Here is a 19,683-nt window from a genome sequence, read left to right on the forward strand (position 1 = left end):
GATCAACTACCTCCATTTAAAACCATTTTTAGGTTTTCAACCGTTTCTTCAAGCGTAAGCTTTTCATGAACATCTTGTTTGAGAAAGTTAACTAGCTTTGGATAATAAAGGATAGCTTTATCAATTTCATGGTCTGTTCCACGTTTATAAGCACCAATTTGAATCAAATCTTTATTTTCTTCATATTTGGCCATTAAAGTTCTTGCTCGAATGGCTAATTCCAAGTGTTCAGGTGATACGATTTGATTCATGACTCTACTAATTGACTTCAGAATATTGATTGCAGGGTAATGACCTTGTTCTGCAAGGTTACGATCCATGACAAAATGGCCATCCAAAATTCCTCGTACAGTATCTGCAATCGGCTCATTCATATCGTCACCATCAACTAGTACTGTATAAAAAGCGGTAATAGATCCATTTTTATTTGTACCAGTTCGTTCCAGAAGCTTCGGTAATATTGAGAACACGGAAGGGGTATACCCTTTTGTTGTCGGTGGTTCTCCTGTTGCAAGACCAATTTCCCTTTGTGCCATTGCAACACGTGTTACAGAGTCCATCATAAGATTCACATTAAATCCTTGGTCCCGGAAGTATTCACTAATTGCTGTAGCAGTATACGCACCTTTGATTCTCATAAGTGCAGGTTGATCAGAAGTTGCTACGACTACAATTGACTTACTTAATCCCTCTTGACCTAGGTCTTTTTCAATGAATTCACGAACCTCTCGGCCACGTTCCCCTATTAATGCGATGACATTGATGTCTGCTTTACTATTTCGTGCAATCATCCCTAGTAAAGTACTCTTTCCTACACCACTACCTGCAAACAATCCAATTCTCTGCCCTCTTCCAACTGTAAGCGTCGAGTCAATTGCTTTAACACCAACTTGAATAGGTTCAGAAATAGTTGGTCGTGACATTGGATTAGGAGGAGATTGTTCTGTTAAGTAACTGGAAAGACCTTTTGGAAGCTCGGAGCCATCTAATGGCTTTCCTAGTGAATCAATTACGTTCCCGATGAGACTTCTACCGATTTTAACAGTTAATGGTTTCCCAGTGGATTCAACGAGACAGCCAGGACCAATTTCCGAAACTTCGTTGTAAGGCATTAAAATGATTTTCTCATTATTAAAGCCTACCACCTCTGCTAGAACAGGCGTTTTCTGATTGTTTACCGCTGGATGTATATAGCAAACTTCTCCAATATTAGCTGCGGGTCCAACGGATTCTATCATGATTCCAATTACACGTTGAACCTTTCCATATCGTTTGTAGACATCAGCTTCTTCAATTGCCTTTATATAGTTAGATAGATTCATTCTTTTTGCTCCATTACAATTTCATATAAGACTTGTTGAATATTAAGTAATTGTGTATCGATACTTGCATCTATTTTTCCAAATGGATGTTCAATTACACAGCTGCCATATTCTAATCTTTCATTCAAGTAAATGGAAAGGGTTGCCTTGGAATCTAGTATTCTATCCAACTCGTTCTTCTGTGCGAGAACATATTCGTAATGATCCGGATGTAGATAGATAGAAATTTCACGTTGGTCCTTTATCGCAGAGATAGCATCTTTGACAATCGGTAAAAAGCTTTCAGAGTTTTGTTCTAGCTCGTGCTTTAAAATCTTTTCTGCTACATGAACCGCAAGAAGTAAAATAGTCTCTTCACTTTTTTCAAGTGTCAACTCATAGTCTTTCTTAGCAGCCTGGATAATGGAATTAGCCTGAACAATAAGGTGTTGAAACTGTTGCTTACTTTCTATTTCACCATGCTCGAAACCGGCCTGATAACCTTGTTTTTTTGTTTCTTCTATTAGGTTAATCTTCTCTTGCTCCCAAGTTTCTTTTGCTTGTATTATTTGATTTTCTGTGTCCGTTATAAGGGATGCCTGTTGTTGTTTTAACGATTCAATGTTTTCTTGAATAGATTGTAATTTTGCCAACTCATTCTGTATTTGGTCTTCGTATCCTGCAGGTTCCTCTATTATAGGCCTGTGGATTTGTTTGATTTGGATTAACTTCTTCACTTCAGGTTGGGTATTAGACAATGATATCGTCTCCTCCACCACGAGCAATTACAATTTCCCCAATATCTTCTAATCGTCTTATAATGGCAACAATTCGAGTTTGAGCTTCTTCAACATCCCTGAGTCGTACAGGACCCATATATTCCATTTCTTCCTTAAAGGTTTCTGCCATACGCTGTGACATATTTTTAAACACAATCTCTTTCACTTCGTCACTAGCCACTTTAAGTGCTAAACGCAGATCTTCATTTTCGACTTCTCGGATAACACGTTGAATCGCGCGGTTATCAAGAATAACAATATCTTCAAAGACAAACATACGCTTCTTGATCTCATCTGCAAGCTCTGGGTCTTGGATTTCAAGGGCATCCAATATTGTTCTTTCCGTACTACGATCAACACCGTTTAACACTTCAACAACTGTCTGAATTCCCCCTGTTTGCGTGTAATCCTCTGTGAACGATGAAGAAATATTTCGCTCGAGTACTTCCTCTACCTGGCTGATGATCTCAGGCGAGGTTGAATCCATTGTTGCAATACGCTTAGCGATGTCTGCCTGCATCTCTTGTGGAAGGGCAGATAGTATCTGCCCTGCTTGCTCAGGGTCTAAATATGATAATACTAGTGCTATCGTTTGTGGATGCTCATTTTGAATAAAATTCAGCACCTGCTGTGGATCTGCTTTTCTAGCAAAATCAAATGGTCTCACCTGTAATGATGAAGTTAATCGATTAATTATATTACTTGCTTCCTGTTCACCAAAAGCTTTTTCAAGAACTGACTTAGCATAGCCGATACCACCTTGTGAAATGAAGTCTTGAGCAAGCGCAATTTGGTGAAACTGTTCGATGACTTCCTCTTTCATACTTGCATCCACTTTTTTCACTGAAGATATTTCTAGGCTTAGCTTCTCGATTTCTTCTTCTGTTAGGTGTTTATAAACTTGTGCTGAAACATCTGGTCCCAGAGAGATTAAGAGAATTGCAGCTTTTTGTTTTCCTGTTAATTGAGTTTGTTGTCGTGCCATTTTCCTAACCTCCTAGTCTTCCCCGATCCAGCTACGAAGTAACTTCGCAAATTCCTCAGGTTTATCACTTGCCATTTTCTCTAATTGTTTTCTACGCTGAATGGACTCCGTCTCTTCCTTCACTGGTATATCAGGGACAGAATCAATCGATTCGGCAGTAAATGCTTCTTCGCGAACTTCTTCTGTACTTACTTTTGATTTTCGTGTTAGCAATAAAATCAATAAGATAACTATGATTAGCAACAACACCCCACCAACAATGTACATCCATGGAGGGATATTAAACCCTGGATCTTGTGGTACAGTATTCGTTGCGCTAAATTCTTGGAAGATGATAGATGTTTTCTCATCTGGAATTACATCACCATATTGCCCATCAATTGAAGTCGTAATAATTGAGTTTAATATAGAAGTAATACCTTCTTCTACTTGTAACTGATTCGTAATATCCTTATTGTCAACGGCTACTTGAATTCCCAAATCGCGAACTTTGTAAGGACTTTCTACAATCTCTTTGTGAATACGATTAAATTCATTGTTAACTGTTTCTTTAATATACTCATATTCACCATCATCATTATTGTCAGCACCTTCATAACCAGGAATATCACCGTCTCCAGTACCTATTTCTCCTCCAACTTGACCAGCACCGGCTCCAGTATACGTTTCACGGATTGTCTCCACACTTATAGGTAAACCTTCCATATTCTCAGGATCTGCTGGTTCAACAATTTCTTCGAGACGATTCTCTTGCGTGAAGTCAATATCAGCTGTAACAGATACAATAACATTATCTAATCCGACCATCGTACCTAGCATTTGCTGTAGTCTACGTTGTATATCTCTTTCTATATCCTTTTTAACAGTTTGCTGGTACGTATAGGTGTTTTCAAATCCACCCGTATTCTGGTTATTTAAGTCATAGTACTCGGAGTATTGATTCATTAGTGTAATATTCTCTGGTTCAAGATTAGGAACCGCTTTTGAAACTAATTGGTATAACGCATTTATTTGATTACCTTCAAAGCGATGTCCAGGTGCCGTTTCAATAACTATAGAAGCGCTAGTAGGCTGAGTAGCCTCATTAACAAAAATCGGCTCCTTTGGCATGTTAATCATCACGGTGGCATTATTTATTCCTTGAATACTCTTGATTAAATTTGCTAGTTCCGTTTGCATTGCATCCAAGTGCATTACATTAAATTCATTGTCCGTAATTCCCCAAGAAGTATTTTCACTAAAGAACGAGTAATCGATATTTCCACTGTTCGGAATCCCTAAACCAGCCAAATCCACTAATAAATTATCAGCTTGTTCTTTAGGGACCAAAATAGTCTTTCCCCCATCCTCAAGTTGGTATGGGATACCTCTTGCATCTAGTTCTGTTTTTATTTGTCCAACTTCTTGTAAGGATAAATTATTGTATAATGGCACGTTATCCGATTTCGTCGCAAATAATGAAATAACTGCAATTAAAGCTATAACAGCGAGCGAAGAACCTATTATCAATCCTTTTTGACCTTTTGTTCTACTAGACCAAAAGGTTTTTGCCGTTTCATTAAATTTCATTATTTTTTCGTTGTTCATGCACTCCCCCGCCAAATCAAAAACAAAATTAATAGCCTAATTTAATAAAAACATTGGTATTAATTATTAATTTTGTCTTAATTCTTTTTAAAAGCTACCGATATAAAGAATAGAAGTACTTTAGACTTGCATTCTCATAATCTCGTTATAAGCATCGATAGCCTTCCGTTGCACTTCAACAGTAGCTTGTAGTGTAATACTAGCCTTTTGCGCTGTAATCATGACATCATGCAAGTCATCAATTTTCCCCATTGCAAGGGCCTCTGTTTTTTTATCTGACATTACTTGTAGATCATTTACATTATTGATTGCGTTCTTTAACATATTGGCAAAGTTTGCCTGAGCTTTTCCAGGTGCAATTGTTTTACTAGTGTTAGCAATATTTGCTATTGGACTAGTTATATTATTGATAGGTAAATTCATCGTCTATTCTCCTTATTTACCAATTTCTAAAGCTTTCATTAACATACTTTTACTAGCATTCAGTGCAGTAATGTTCGCTTCGTACGAGCGTGTTGCGCTCATTAAATCAACCATTTCCTTTAATGGGTCTACGTTAGGCATTTGTACATATCCAGCCTCGTTAGCATCCGGATGTGATGGGTTATATACCAATTTAAAAGGTTCTTCATCTTCAACAATCCCGGTAACCTTCACTCCGCTCGCCGGATTGGCACTAGAGTTAGTTGCCTTATGTAAAAAGGAACGAAAGCTCTTATCAGCAGGCTCTATTTCCACCATTTTTCTCCGATAAGGTTCAACTTCACCATTTTCATTGATTGTTGCACGTGTTGTATTTGCATTTGCTATATTAGACGAGATGACATCCATTCTTAATCGTTGAGCTGTTAGTGCACTTGCACTTGCGTTAAATGCATTAAAGATAGACATGACTACCTACCTCCCCTGATTACAGTTTGTAAACTATTAAACTTACCATTTATACGATCTACTAAACTTTGATAATAGATTTGATTTTGCGCTAATTCAGCCATTTCTTTATCAATATCTACATTATTTCCATTATGATTGTAAGTGGTGTTGTTCCGTTGGATTATTTCATAGGATAACCTTTGATCTTGTCCAAACGGTAGATGTCTGGGGTGTGTTCGCTTTGCAGTAATAGAACTTGCTATTTCTTGTTGGAGCAAATCTTTAAAAACAACATCTTTCGCTTTATAATTAGGAGTGTCTACATTAGAGATATTGGAAGCAATTGTTTGATTCTTAACAGAAGCATAGTTAAGTGATTGCTGTAAGGTATTAATTGTTCCACTAAATAGGTCCATCATTCAACCTCCTTATATACATCTACATTTTTTGAAAAAACGGTCATAAATAAACAGTTCTATACGAATATTGTAATTTATATCTAGTATAAAGTCTATCAAAATTCGACAGTTTTCTAATATCGAGGGCAAAACAGGAGCATGATACTAGGTATATTTTACTATTAATATGACATTTCACCTTAAATAATGTAAAACACTGTCATTTTATTGACATAATATTGTAGAAGAATGTAATACAAACGGCATAAATCATTATTTCATAGTACTTATATACTATTTTTGTGAATATTTATTAAGTATTGACAAATAAAAAAAGGAATTCACAGGCAATTGCCTGTGAATTCCTTTTTATTTATCTAGAGCGTAGTTTTTCTAATTCTACTAAGAACTTGTCATTTAGTACTTTAATGTAAGTTCCTTTCATACCTAATGAACGTGACTCAATAACTCCAGCACTTTCTAATTTTCTTAATGCATTAACGATAACTGATCTTGTTATACCTACTCGGTCAGCAATTTTACTTGCAACCAGTAGACCTTCATGACCATTTAATTCTTCAAAAATATGGTCAATTGCTTCTAATTCACTGTAGGATAGAGAGCTAATAGCCATTTGAACTACAGCTTTACTTCTTGCTTCCATTTCAATTTCTTCTGTTTTCTCATGTAGAATCTCCATACCAACTACAGTAGCTCCGTATTCACCAAGTAATAAATCATCATTGTTAAATGGTTCTTTTAATCTTCCGATGATTAATGTTCCTAGGCGTTCTCCTCCACCAATAATTGGCACGATTGTTGTTAATCCTTCTTTAAATAATTCCTTGTTTTCTACTGGAAATACGGTGTACTGACTATTAATATCCAAGTTAGCTGTTGTTTCATGGATGTGGAATAGCCCTTCTGTATATTCCTCTGGAAATTGTCTTTCTTCTAGCATTGATTTCATACGCTCGTTTTCAATTTCTTGGTTAATTGCATAGCCTAGTAGTTTTCCTCGTCTACTAAGAATGAACACATTCCCTTTAATTACTTCTGTTAAAGAAGTTGCCATATCGTTGAAGTTAACTGATTTCCCTGTAGCTTTTTGCAACATTGAGTTGATTTTTCGTGCGCGATCTAATAGTTCCATTTTCTTCAAATCCTCCAATAATAGTTTTTTATAATATAAATTGACTTAAGTCTTTATTTTTCACAATAGTGCTAAGTTTCTGGTCGACGTACTCTGGAGTTATATCCACTCTATCCATCGACACATCAGGAGCTTCGAATGACAAATCCTCTAGTAATTTTTCTAGTATTGTATGAAGCCTTCTTGCACCAATATTGTCAGTGTCTTGATTCACTTGATAAGCGATTTCTGCGATTCTAGTTACAGCTTTGTCTGTAAATACTACATTTATACCTTCCGTTTTCAATAAAGCTTGATACTGTTTTAATAAGGCATTAGAAGGTTCATTTAGTATTCGAACAAAATCATCCACAGTAAGTTTCTCTAATTCAACCCGAATTGGAAATCTACCTTGTAACTCAGGGATTAAATCTGATGGTTTAGCCATATGAAATGCCCCTGCAGCTATGAATAGCATATGGTCCGTTTTAACTGGTCCATGTTTCGTTACAACAGTGGAACCCTCTACAATCGGAAGTATATCTCGTTGTACACCCTCACGTGATACATTTGGTGAGTTATCCTGTTTTCCAGCTACTTTATCGATTTCATCAATAAAAATAATACCAGATTGTTCTGCTCTTGCTATTGCTTCTTGTGAAACTTCTTCCATATCGACTAGCTTCTGGGCTTCTTGCTGAATCAATACTTTTCTTGCTTCAGAAACTGCTAGCTTACGTTTCTTTTTCTTTTTTGGCATGAATTGCCCAAGAGCATCTTGCATATTCATACCCATTTGCTCCATGCCTGATCCTTGTAAAAGGTCAAACATAGATGGTGGAACCTCTTCAATTTCAATGGTGACAATATGGTCTTCCAGTTCCCCTAAAGCAAGTTGATGTGCTACTCTACTACGTTTACTCTTTATTTCTTCATCCTTCTCGCCGTCAACAGTATCATCTTGATTACTTTGAGCAGAAAAAAGCATTTCAAATGGATTAGAAATAGTGGATTGTTTTTTCACTTGAGGGACTAAAAGCTTTACAAGCTTCCTTTCTGCCTCCTCTTTTGCCTTACCCATGACTTCATTCATTTTTTCTTCCTTTACCATCCGTAAAGACATTTCAACTAAATCACGAACCATGGACTCGACATCTCTTCCCACATATCCTACTTCTGTAAACTTTGTAGCTTCAACCTTTACAAAAGGAGCACCAACTAATCTTGCTAACCTTCTAGCAATCTCAGTCTTCCCAACCCCTGTTGGACCTATCATCAAAATGTTTTTGGGTACGATCTCATCTTTTAGTTTTTCATCTAGAAGTGTTCTTCTGTACCTATTTCTTAAGGCGACTGCAACAGACTTTTTAGCACTTTGTTGTCCAATGATATAATTATCAAGTTGGTTCACGATCTGTCTCGGAGTATAACTCATCCCCATTGTGCTTGGCCCCCTCTTTATTCAAGTACTTCCAACGTAATTTGGTCGTTCGTAAACACACAGATTTCACCAGCTATTTTCATAGCAGCTAGTGCAATTTCCTTCGCTGTTAGATGGTCTGAATAATTTACAAGTGCCCTTCCAGCACTCAAAGCAAAGTTGCCTCCTGAACCAATTGCTAAAATTCCATCATCAGGTTCAATCACTTCACCAGTACCAGAAACTAACAACATGCTCTCCTTATTCATTACTATCAGCATAGCTTCTAACTTCCGTAAGACTTTATCACTGCGCCACTCTTTAGCAAGCTCAACTGAAGCTCGTGTTAAATTCCCATTATACGCTTCGAGTTTACCTTCGAATTTTTCAAACAAAGTAAATGCGTCTGCTACAGAGCCTGCAAATCCTGCTAAAACTTGGCCATTGTACAATCTACGTACTTTTTTAGCTTTATGCTTCATAACAACTGAATTTCCAAGTGTCACTTGACCGTCACCACTCATCGCACATTGTCCGTTATGCCTGACTGCAAATATCGTGGTTGCATGCATTTCTTGTGCCAACATTCATCACCTCATCCGTAATTTCTAACCTTTAGCTCTAGGATGGCTATTTAAGTATATATTACGTAAATGATCCTTTGAGACATGTGTATAAACTTGGGTTGAGGATAAACTTTCATGTCCCAAGAGTTCCTGAACTGTTCTAAGATCAGCACCCTCATTTAACATATGGGTAGCAAAAGTATGTCTTAATTTATGAGGATGTACTCTTATTGTCAATGCTGCATTTTCTACCATCTTATTAAGAACAACACGAATACCCCTAGTTGTAATAGGATTGCCTCTTGAATTTAGAAAGACCGCTTCCGTAGATGCACCTGTTTTCTCTAGTAATTGCTTTCTACCATCTTGTATGTATAATTGAAGTGCTTTTTCAGCAAAACTACCAAAAGGTACGTATCGCTCTTTATTTCCTTTTCCTTTAACTAATAAAGTACCAATGGAAAAATCGATATCCTTCAATCGTAGATTCTGACATTCACTTACACGAATACCGGTACCGTAAAGCGTTTCTAATATGGCTTGATTTCGTTGGCCTAGTGGGTTAGAAGTATCATTTGATTCAAAGAGTTTGATCATTTCCTCCTCATACAAGAATCCTGGGATTGGTTTAGGAGCTTTCGGCAAGGTTATCAGCATAAAGGCATTCGTTTCAATAACACCTTCTCTTTCTAAAAACTTAAAGAAACTTCGTATACTAGAGATTTTTCTAGATACGGATTTCCTAGTTAGTTTTCGTTCATACAAGGTTGTTAAAAACACACGGACAAAACGCTGATCAACTTCTTGCAATGTCCCTATTCCTTCTTGATTTACAAATGTAAAGAATTCTTCTAAGTCATGGTTGTAATATTCTACTGTGTATGGTGAAGCATTTTTTTCAATTTGAAGATATTCTGTAAATTCTCTTTGAAATTGTTCAAGTTTTTCCAAATACTCACCTCGACTTGACAGCCATATTAAAATATACCATACATAAGTTAACTATTGCAATTAACTTAACAAAATTGTAACAAAATTCTGAATTGATTGCAACAAATATAAAATTCAAGAATTACACTAGAACTTTATATGTATAGCACTGTCAAGTAGTTTCGCTTACCACTGGATAAGTATAGCGATTTTAGAATAAATAGTCAATCATGAACTCTTGATTTTTCGACATAATTCGATACCTTCAAATATTGAAAATAATGACCTATCCATTATTTTTACCAATTGTGCAAAAATTATAATCACTACTTTTATTAATTATTACCCTATTCCAAAATGATAAAACATTGGAACACATTATACCCCTTATCAAGACATCTTCATATACACTTTCTTTTTGCCAAAAAATAAAAGGCGCTCACACCTGAGCGACTCTTTTATCCTTGACTATTTTCCTCATAATCACAGTTCGTGCACACGATTTGGGTTTCTTTCTTTGATTTCTTTTCCACTAATAATGATTCACATTTCGGGCACGGTCTTGCTATCGGTTTATCCCATGAAACAAAATCACACTCTGGGAATTGATCACAACCATAGAATACACGACGTTTTTTAGATTTACGTTCTACTACATTTCCTTCTTTACATTTAGGACAAGTCACGCCGATTTCTTTTAATATTGGCTTCGTGTTTCGACAATCGGGAAAATTAGAGCAGGCTAAGAATTTTCCATAACGCCCCATTTTGTAGACCATTTCGTGACCACAATTTTCACAATCTATTCCTGCGGGTTCATCTTTAATTTCAATCTTTTCCATTTCTTCTTCTGCAACAGTTAGTCGCTTCTGAAAATCCGAATAGAAGTCATCAATAATATTGACCCACTCAACTTTTCCATCTTCAATGGAATCCAGATCATTTTCCATTTTCGCAGTAAATTCCGCATCAATAATCTCTGGGAAGAATTCCCTTAATAAATCAACTACAATACTACCTAACTCCGTGGGCATAAACCGCTTATTGTCTAAAGTTACATATCCACGACGTTGAATAGTGTCCAATGTTGGTGCATAGGTGGAGGGTCTTCCGATACCTAGTTCTTCCATTGTTTTAACTAATCTGGCTTCTGTATAGCGTGGTGGTGGCTGAGTGAAATGCTGGTTCGGAGTAATCTCTTTAGCATCAATCATCATGCCTTCTTCTAAGTTTGGAAGAAGTTTGTCTTCCACCTTTTTATTATCATCGGTTCCTTCCACGTATACTTTCATAAAGCCTTTGAACTTCACTTTTGAACCAGTAGAGCGAAATTCTACATTATTATTGATTAACTGTACAGTCATCGTATCTAATATCGCTGGGGCCATTTGACTTGCTACGAAACGTTCCCAGATTAACTTATATAAGCGTAACTGGTCTCTGGAAAGAATAGGTTTTAAAGTACTTGGTTCTCTCATTACCGATGTAGGTCTAATAGCCTCGTGAGCATCTTGTATGTTTTCATTTTTCTTTTCTTTCTTACTTGCACTTAAATATTCTGTACCGTATTTTTCTTCTACATATTCTTTTGCTTCATTTTTAGCAGTATCTGAAATACGTGTTGAGTCCGTACGCATGTACGTAATTAACCCCGTAATACCACCAGCAGCTTTTCCGAGATCTATACCTTCATATAATTGCTGTGCAATCATCATGGTTTTCTTAGCTCTGAAATTTAGCTTTCTAGCTGCTTCCTGCTGTAGAGAAGATGTTGTAAATGGTTGTGCTGGATTTCTCTTTCTTTCTTTTTTGATGACTTTATCAATCTTAAACTGTTTATCTACCAATTTATTTAATACTTCTTTTACTTCACTTTCGGATTTTATTTCTAGTTTCTTTCCGTCAATCCCATAAAAAGCTCCCTCGAAATCTTCCTTTCCTTTTTGAAAGTTAGCTTCAATGGACCAATACTCTTCAGGTGTGAATTGGTTGATTTCTTTTTCGCGGTCAATAATCATTTTTAATGCTACAGATTGTACACGTCCAGCACTTAGTCCTTTTTTAACCTTTTTCCATAGAAGTGGACTAATGTTATACCCCACTAGACGGTCTAGTACTCTTCTTGCTTGCTGGGCATCTACCAAATCCGTGTCAATTGTTCGCGGATTTTTGAAAGATTCCTTTATTGCATCTTTCGTTATTTCATTAAATACAACGCGACACTTCGAATTTTCGTCCACATTCAGGGCATGCGCTAAATGCCAAGCAATTGCTTCCCCTTCACGATCGGGATCGGCCGCGAGAAAAACTTGTTTAGCTTTTTTTGCTGATTTTTTTAAGTCCTTTAATATATCACCTTTACCACGAATCGTAATATACTTGGGCTTATATCCTTCTTCTACATTGACTCCCATTTGACTTTTGGGTAAATCAATAACATGTCCCATTGATGCCTTCACTTTATATTTCTTCCCTAAGTATCGTTCAATTGTTTTCGCTTTTGCGGGTGATTCAACTATTACGAGATAGTCTGCCATTCTCTTCCTCCTTAACTGAGGTAACGAAAAACCTAGTACATATAACATGCTAAATCAATCGTGTCCTAAAAAGTGCTATACATCTAAATGTAAGAATAGTTAGTAAAAATGTCAACATTTTCAGTTTAATCAGTCATAATAAATTATATAAATAGATAGTTATTCTAATACAAATCCTAACTTATGATAAATATATACGACTGGATTGTCAAACATACAATGAATTTTAATTAACATTAGTACTAATGTTATACCAGTTCTTCCCAAGTATATGCCAATCGGTTTCAATATCTTTATGCGAAGAAGCAATTCTTGCTCCTTCTTGTATAAGTTTAAGGCATCCTTGTGATTGAGGTATATGTGGTGATCCAGGGACAGCATACACTTCTCTACCTTGATCTAAAGCCTGATCTACCGTTATCATTGTTCCGCTTTTTTCAGTAGCTTCTATAACTAATGTTGCAAAACTAAGCCCACTAATAATTCGATTTCTCTCTGGAAAATGATACTTTCTTGGTTTAACATTTGGCGGATACTCAGAAAGTACTAAACCATGCTGTTTAATTTCTTGAAAAAGTTGTTTGTTTTGATATGGGTATATATGTTCAAATCCACTACCTAATATAGCAATTGTTTTACCACTTTCATGTAAAGCTAATCGATGTGCAAAGCTATCAATGCCCTTTGCCATTCCACTAATAATAACCCAATCTTCCTTAATTAATGGCTTTATCAGATAACTTGTTTTATTTCCTGCTTCTCTAGATGGATTTCTAGTTCCAATAACACTAATCGATGGATAATGGGACAATAACGAGGTATCCCCTAATGCATACAAAACGATCGGTGCATCCTTAATTGTTTTTAACATAGGAGGATACTCTACGTCAATAATTGTCATTACCTGATAATTTTGCAAATCGCGTAATGTCTCGAGTATGATTGCTCTATTATGTAAGTCATGATGAAGCATCGCTGCTTGTTTTTGTTCAATGGATAGGTAGTTACTTATTTGAGTAGAAGATAATCGGTAAATTCGCATTAAAGAGGGGTCTAATTGTAGGAGTTTTCGCAGGGACTTTCTCGACAATCCACGACTGCGATGAAGGTGGATTAATCTATGTTTTCTATTTTCAAGCAATTTGTCACTTCCTTTCTTTTATATAAGGAAGGAACCTAAAAGTATCCATCTTTTAGGTTCCTGGTAGCAATTAATTTAGTGAAACATAGCTACTAAACTAATTGATTAATGTGTCTTACACTTTTCGGCTAAACCTTTTTTCTCTAGAACTTGAATCATTGTTTCTCCAATTACTGATGGTGTCTCTGCAACTTCGATTCCACATTCATTCATAACTCTAATCTTCTCTTCAGCAGTACCTTTACCTCCAGAGATAATAGCACCAGCATGACCCATACGTTTTCCTGGAGGAGCTGTAGCACCACCAATAAACCCAACTACAGGTTTAGTCATATTTGCTTTTACCCACTCAGCCGCTTCTTCTTCTGCAGTTCCTCCGATTTCACCAATCATAACAACCGCATATGTTTCTGGGTCTTCATTGAATTCTTTTAATACGTCAATAAAGTTTGTTCCATTTACTGGATCCCCACCAATACCTACAGCTGTTGTTTGGCCATAACCAGCCTGTGATAATTGATGTACTGCTTCATATGTTAGAGTTCCAGAACGAGATACGACACCAATGTGTCCTTTTGTATGAATATACCCCGGCATAATACCGATTTTAGATTCATCAGAAGTAATGACACCAGGACAGTTTGGTCCAATTAGGCGAGTTTTCTTACCTTCCATATAACGCTTAACTTTGACCATATCTAGTACTGGAATATGCTCTGTAATACAAATTACTAAATCTAATTCAGCGTCCACTGCCTCAATGATTGCATCTGCTGCAAATGGAGCAGGTACATAAACTACAGAAGCTGTTGCACCAGTCTTTTCTACAGCTTCTTGAACTGTATTGAATACTGGTACTCCTTCTACTTCTGTACCACCTTTTTTAGGTGTTACTCCCCCAACAATCTTTGTGCCATATTCAAGCATTTGCTTTGTATGGAATTTAGCAGTACCACCAGTAATACCTTGGACAATTACTTTTGTATCTTTATTTACATATACACTCATTATAGTCCGTCCTTTCCAAAATCTATGTCTTTTATATACTAGATTTTACATCCACCTAAGCTTCTTTAACTAAGGATACAATTTTCTCAGCGCCATCAGCCATAGAGTCTGCAGGAATAATGTTTAATCCAGATTCGTTTAAAATCTTTTTACCTAGATCCACATTTGTACCTTCAAGACGAACAACTAATGGAAGGTCTAATCCAACTTGTTTAGTTGCTGCAACAACACCTTCAGCAATAACATCACACTTCATAATTCCACCAAAGATATTTACAAAAATACCTTTAACATTTTTATCGGATAAGATTATTTTAAATGCTTCTGTAACCTTTTCAGCAGTAGCACCGCCCCCAACATCTAGGAAGTTTGCGGGTTCTCCGCCATAATGTTTAATAATGTCCATCGTTGACATTGCTAAGCCAGCACCATTAACCATACAACCAATATTTCCATCTAAAGCTACATAGCTAAGGTCATATTTGGATGCTTTAATTTCCTTTTCATCTTCTTCGTCTAGATCACGATATTCTAAAATATCTTTTTGACGGTATAATGCGTTATCATCAAAGTTTAACTTTGCATCAAGTGCTAATACTTCTCCATCGCCAGTAGTTACTAGTGGGTTAATTTCTGCAATAGAGCAATCTTTTTCAACAAATGCTTGGTATAATCCAGTCATGAATTTAACAGTTTTGCCCAGCAATTCATCTGGAATATTCATATTAAATGCTAGTCTACGAGCTTGATAAGGAAGAAGACCTACTACTGGATCAATAACTTCTTTGAAGATCTTTTCAGGTGTTTCTGCTGCAACTTCCTCAATTTCAGTACCACCCTCTTCAGACCCCATCATAACTACACGTGAAGTAGCACGATCAAGTACGACACCTACGTAATATTCTTTCTGAATATCACAGCCTTCTTCAATAAGTAAACGCTTAACTTCTTTGCCCTCTGGTCCGGTTTGGTGTGTTACTAGAGTCTTACCAAGAATTTCATTAGCGTATGTACGAACTTCATCTAAATTCTTAGCAACCTTAACTCCACCGGCTTTCCCGCGTCCACCAGCATGAATTTGTGCTTTTACTACAGTAACAGTCGTACCTAATTTTCCAGCTGCCTCAACAGCCTCATCTACCGTATATGCAACATATCCATTAGGAACTTTTACACCGAAACCTTTTAAGATTTCTTTCCCTTGATACTCATGAATATTCATTCTTCATCCTCCCATCAAAAATCACTGCATTTTCATTGTATTAAAAAACAGAAATTTGTACAAGAAAAGAACTACTATTTGTCGTAAAATTATTAGTATTATTTGTTTTGGTCCATCTTTTGATCTGTTCGGTAGATAAATGCAAACACCTCAGCTACTGCTTGATAGAGTTCTTCTGGTACTTTTTCATTTATATCTAGTTTAGAAAGCAATTCGACCATATTCCTGTCTTCCATGATAGGTATATGATTCTCTTTAGCTTTCTTAATAATATTTTCTGCTATTAACCCTTTCCCAGTTGCGCTTACTTTTGGCGCATCTGCTTTTTCTTGATCATAGCTTAATGCAATCGCCTTTTTTCGATTGTGATTCATATCCGAAAGTCTACCCCCTCATATGATACTTGCTGTTTCTCAACTTCTACTTTGTTATTAGGAGTAGTCGAATCTTTCATTGTTAAAGGTCGAAATATGACTGAAGACAAATGATAGTCAAGTTTTTCTAATCCGCTCTTTAATATTGGTTTTAAAGACTGGGTTAAATCACTGATATCGTTATCATTTAAGATGGATAAAGAGATAGCTCGTTTTTGGACTTGCATGTCTATAACCGTCTGTTCCAGATTTGTGAGATCAAGGAAGAACATGACTCTACAAAAATCTGGGTTCAATTCACCAGTATCCGTTCTTTTTCCCTCAAACGACATCCCAATATCATTTTCCATACCAAATACTTTTCCTGGCATAATCAGATTTGCCTGAAGTGCCTTATCGGTTTCAAGAACTGACTGTAATTGTAATCCATTGATAGATTGTAATAGTCTAGTCGCGTGATCTTGGATGAATCCATCACTAGATTGCAGAATCTGTAACAACATCCCTTTCAATGTATTGCTAGGATTTTCCCCAGATTGTAAGATGGTTTTTTCATAGTTGAGGCCAACCTCTTGTAATACTAGTTGTTTCTGACTAAGAAATGTTTCCTTTAACATGTGATGTAGAAGTGAGTCAAGTTTTACATAATTTTTTGTGTTAGCTAATATTTCTATATCTGCAAGTAATGCCTTCAATTGTTGAGGGTTATTAATGAATGAATCTAAATTGCGTGGTGTGAGGCGAAATATAGATTGCTCTACTTCCTGTTTTAAATTAGCAAAGGATTCATTAGACAAAGGGAGGTTTTTGGTTATATTCCAATGTAATAACTCTCCCCAGTTTGTTAATAATGAATTAGCTTGCTGATTTATCAAAGTTAGATTAGATAGGATTGTACCTAACTGCTTAGGTGAATCAATCTGCAATAGATGGTTAACAGGAGCTACATTCTGATTCATCATTTGGTTTACCCGATTACTCCAACTACTAAACGGAATTTCACGGTCTATTACACCAATCACTTTCAATACATTAACTATTTCAGGACTATCCAATAAAGGCGATAGTTGGGATATTCTTATTTCACTTGAATTTCCAGAAAACTGTTTAAGTTGACTAAGTAGATCCTGTTTCAGTTTCGTATCTGTAGTATGGGGTTGTTGCATTTCTGCTTCTAATGTAACAATGCGCTCGGTAAAACTTCCCAAAAATCGTGAAGACAAGGCTTGGAATAACGCTTCCGTAATGGGAGTTTTATTTAGAATCATGTCTTGCAATACCAGTTTAGCTTGCCCTTTATCAGAAGCTGCATTTAATAATGCTATGGCATTCTGTAATTGGCCTTTATCAAACGGAATCTTATTCCGCAGTAGTAAACCAACAAATTCTTGATTGAGTTTCGTATGTTTTATACCTAATTGGCGCAACAAGTGTAAATAGTTCATTTGTGAATTAGGGCCACTATCCAATGAGTCGCCTAAAACCTTCAATAGTATAACATTATCTGTACTTTTCACTTGGAAATGGTAGCGTGCTCCTACCTCTAAGGAAGCTTCTAACTGAGCAATTAATTGATTCGTTCCAAGCTGAATTTGTGCTTTGTTATTCGGAAACAGTTTATGTATGTTTCCTTGTATAATTTGCCCAGTTCTTAGATGTAGGGTACCTACCTTTAGGTTTGATAACTGACTTTGTGCAACTTGTTGAATATTCATCTGAACCACTCACCTTATATTTTCTTTAACAGGCCCGAATGACTTACGATGATATGGCGAAATACCATATTCTTTAAGCATCTCCATATGCAATTTTGTCCCGTACCCCATATTCGACTGAAAATCGTACATCGGATATTCGGAATGAATCTCCTTCATTAATCTATCTCTACTTACTTTTGCAAGAATACTTGCTGCTGCGATCGAAATACTTCTGGCATCACCTTTAATAATAGCTTCTGAGGAGCATGGCAGACTATCAAGTTCAACTGCATCTATCAATACATGCTGAGCCTTTGGACTTAATTGAGTCAATGCATTTCGCATTGCTAGTTTTGTAGATTCTAGTATATTTATTTCATCTATCGTTTGATTATCAACTATAGAAATACCATAACTAATGGCATTTTCTTTAATGATTTCAAAGTATTCCTCACGTTTTGATTCACTTAACTGCTTTGAATCATTTAAACCTAATAGTTTAAAATCTATTGGTAAGATTACTGCAGCGGCTACAACTGGGCCAGCTAATGGTCCTCTACCCGCTTCATCAATTCCAGCAACGAATTTCTTTCCAATTTGGTAACTCTTTTTTTCGTAAACAGACATCTCTTCATAGGCCATCTCTAAAGCCAATTGTTTTAGCTTTTGCTTTTCATAAGTTTGAATGAGTTGTTGTACTCCTTTACGGCTGTCATTTTTTAGCGATTCAATATCAATGTCTGTTAGTCTTTCCTGTTGTAATAACGTTCTTAATTCACTGATGGATTGATTTCCCATGTTAACACCTTACTTTCTATACCTTTTATATCGGCTCACACTATAAAAAATAAAAGACATCCATCTAATGATGTATGTCTTTATCCTTCCTCTTTAGGTCTTTCCAAGGTTATATTACCTAGTCGTCCCGTCCTTAGATCGCGAATTACAAGGTCACTAACTTTATCAAGATTTATATTTCCTCCGCTCTCAAGAGCACCCCTGAACTTACCTATTTTCATAAAAATCTCTAACATGTCTTCTTCATGTTGTTCAATTTGATAACGTTCTTCTAGAGACTTAGGATAATATTCTTTTAAATAATTAATTACAAATACAACGATATCTTGTATCGAAAGCAATTGGTCTTTTATGGTACCTATTGCAGCCAGTCGATACCCTACCGTTTGGTCCTCAAATTTAGGCCACAATATACCAGGTGTATCTAATAATTCAAATTCCTTTTTCACTTTAATCCAAAGCTGTTGTTTTGTTACTCCTGGCCGGTCGCCAACTTTTGCTATCTTTTTGTTAGCCAGTCGATTAATTAACGTTGATTTTCCTACATTTGGTATCCCGACGATCATTGCTCGTGCAGCACGTGGTTGGATTCCTTTTTTCTTCAATTTCTCTAGCTTTACTTTTCCTAGCTCTTTTGCTAATTGTATAACTCTATTCACATCGGATTTGTCATTAACATTCACAGCTAAGGCCGGAATTTCACGCTCTTTAAAGTATTCTATCCATTCATTAGTGACCTTAGTGTCTGCCAAATCACGTTTCATTAATAGAATCATCTTGGATTTGCTTTGTAATACTTGCTGAAGCATCGGATTTTGAGATGATAAAGGGGCTCTAGCATCCACAAGCTCCATTACAAAATCAACCAATTTAAGCTTTTCTTCTATTTCTCTTCTTGCTTTGGCCATATGGCCAGGAAACCATTGAATTGTCAT

Annotated in this window: 19 protein-coding genes; all 19 read right to left on the reverse strand. The window is 36.2% G+C overall.

The annotated features are described in order from the left end of the window. Nucleotides 1–2: 2 nt before the first annotated feature. Nucleotides 3–1,322, reverse strand: a complete 1,320-nt coding sequence (gene fliI / locus TE34_RS11080) for a flagellar protein export ATPase FliI (RefSeq protein WP_047984882.1) — start codon at nt 1,320–1,322, stop codon at nt 3–5. Continuing rightward, nucleotides 1,319–2,059 carry a flagellar assembly protein FliH gene (gene fliH, locus TE34_RS11085; protein WP_053075064.1) on the reverse strand — a complete coding sequence of 247 codons (741 nt, stop codon included), beginning with the start codon at nt 2,057–2,059 and terminating at the stop codon, nt 1,319–1,321. The genes fliI and fliH overlap by 4 nt, the downstream gene beginning before the upstream one ends. Further along, nucleotides 2,052–3,065 carry a flagellar motor switch protein FliG gene (gene fliG / locus TE34_RS11090; RefSeq protein WP_047984883.1) on the reverse strand — a complete coding sequence of 338 codons (1,014 nt, stop codon included), beginning with the start codon at nt 3,063–3,065 and terminating at the stop codon, nt 2,052–2,054. Before fliG ends, fliH begins: the two co-directional genes overlap by 8 nt. 12 nt (nt 3,066–3,077) lie before the next feature. Next, nucleotides 3,078–4,652: a flagellar basal-body MS-ring/collar protein FliF gene (fliF, locus tag TE34_RS11095; protein WP_047984884.1), complete on the reverse strand. Its 1,575-nt coding sequence runs from the start codon at nt 4,650–4,652 to the stop codon at nt 3,078–3,080. A gap of 120 nt (nt 4,653–4,772) precedes the next feature. Then, nucleotides 4,773–5,075: a flagellar hook-basal body complex protein FliE gene (fliE, locus tag TE34_RS11100; protein WP_047984885.1), complete on the reverse strand. Its 303-nt coding sequence runs from the start codon at nt 5,073–5,075 to the stop codon at nt 4,773–4,775. Between the two features lie 12 nt (nt 5,076–5,087). Further along, entirely contained in the window at nt 5,088–5,543 is a 456-nt protein-coding gene (gene flgC, locus TE34_RS11105) for a flagellar basal body rod protein FlgC (RefSeq protein ID WP_047984886.1), read from the reverse strand. 2 nt (nt 5,544–5,545) lie between these two features. Beyond that, the gene (flgB, locus tag TE34_RS11110; protein WP_047984887.1) at nt 5,546–5,941 is read right to left on the reverse strand and encodes a flagellar basal body rod protein FlgB; all 396 of its coding nucleotides are present in this window, start codon (nt 5,939–5,941) and stop codon (nt 5,546–5,548) included. Nucleotides 5,942–6,296: 355 nt separating this feature from the next. Beyond that, a complete protein-coding gene (gene codY, locus TE34_RS11115) occupies nt 6,297–7,076 on the reverse strand; it encodes a GTP-sensing pleiotropic transcriptional regulator CodY (protein WP_047984888.1) in 780 nt (259 codons plus the stop codon). A 28-nt stretch (nt 7,077–7,104) separates the two neighbouring features. Further along, the gene (gene hslU / locus TE34_RS11120; RefSeq protein WP_047984889.1) at nt 7,105–8,496 is read right to left on the reverse strand and encodes an HslU--HslV peptidase ATPase subunit; all 1,392 of its coding nucleotides are present in this window, start codon (nt 8,494–8,496) and stop codon (nt 7,105–7,107) included. A gap of 17 nt (nt 8,497–8,513) precedes the next feature. Further along, nucleotides 8,514–9,059, reverse strand: a complete 546-nt coding sequence (gene hslV / locus TE34_RS11125) for an ATP-dependent protease subunit HslV (RefSeq protein WP_330218313.1) — start codon at nt 9,057–9,059, stop codon at nt 8,514–8,516. A gap of 24 nt (nt 9,060–9,083) precedes the next feature. Continuing rightward, the gene (gene xerC / locus TE34_RS11130) at nt 9,084–9,992 is read right to left on the reverse strand and encodes a tyrosine recombinase XerC (protein WP_047984891.1); all 909 of its coding nucleotides are present in this window, start codon (nt 9,990–9,992) and stop codon (nt 9,084–9,086) included. Between the two features lie 437 nt (nt 9,993–10,429). Further along, nucleotides 10,430–12,508, reverse strand: coding sequence for a type I DNA topoisomerase (topA, locus tag TE34_RS11135; RefSeq protein ID WP_047984892.1), 2,079 nt, complete (start codon nt 12,506–12,508; stop codon nt 10,430–10,432). Between the two features lie 226 nt (nt 12,509–12,734). Beyond that, a complete protein-coding gene (dprA, locus tag TE34_RS11140; RefSeq protein WP_047984893.1) occupies nt 12,735–13,649 on the reverse strand; it encodes a DNA-processing protein DprA in 915 nt (304 codons plus the stop codon). 105 nt (nt 13,650–13,754) lie between these two features. Then, nucleotides 13,755–14,657, reverse strand: a complete 903-nt coding sequence (gene sucD, locus TE34_RS11145; protein ID WP_047984894.1) for a succinate--CoA ligase subunit alpha — start codon at nt 14,655–14,657, stop codon at nt 13,755–13,757. A gap of 55 nt (nt 14,658–14,712) precedes the next feature. Then, nucleotides 14,713–15,879 (reverse strand): ADP-forming succinate--CoA ligase subunit beta, encoded by a 1,167-nt coding sequence (sucC, locus tag TE34_RS11150; protein ID WP_047984895.1) that lies wholly within the window; start codon nt 15,877–15,879, stop codon nt 14,713–14,715. Between the two features lie 98 nt (nt 15,880–15,977). Continuing rightward, entirely contained in the window at nt 15,978–16,253 is a 276-nt protein-coding gene (locus TE34_RS11155) for an EscU/YscU/HrcU family type III secretion system export apparatus switch protein (protein ID WP_047984896.1), read from the reverse strand. Then, nucleotides 16,250–17,968 (reverse strand): hypothetical protein, encoded by a 1,719-nt coding sequence (locus TE34_RS11160; RefSeq protein ID WP_047984897.1) that lies wholly within the window; start codon nt 17,966–17,968, stop codon nt 16,250–16,252. The genes TE34_RS11155 and TE34_RS11160 overlap by 4 nt, the downstream gene beginning before the upstream one ends. Nucleotides 17,969–17,977: 9 nt before the next feature. Next, nucleotides 17,978–18,748, reverse strand: coding sequence for a ribonuclease HII (locus TE34_RS11165; RefSeq protein WP_047984898.1), 771 nt, complete (start codon nt 18,746–18,748; stop codon nt 17,978–17,980). Nucleotides 18,749–18,828: 80 nt separating this feature from the next. After that, nucleotides 18,829–19,683, reverse strand: a complete 855-nt coding sequence (gene ylqF / locus TE34_RS11170) for a ribosome biogenesis GTPase YlqF (protein ID WP_047984899.1) — start codon at nt 19,681–19,683, stop codon at nt 18,829–18,831.

It is taken from the genome of Ornithinibacillus californiensis (assembly GCF_001038485.1).
Taxonomy (GTDB): domain Bacteria; phylum Bacillota; class Bacilli; order Bacillales; family Amphibacillaceae; genus Ornithinibacillus; species Ornithinibacillus californiensis.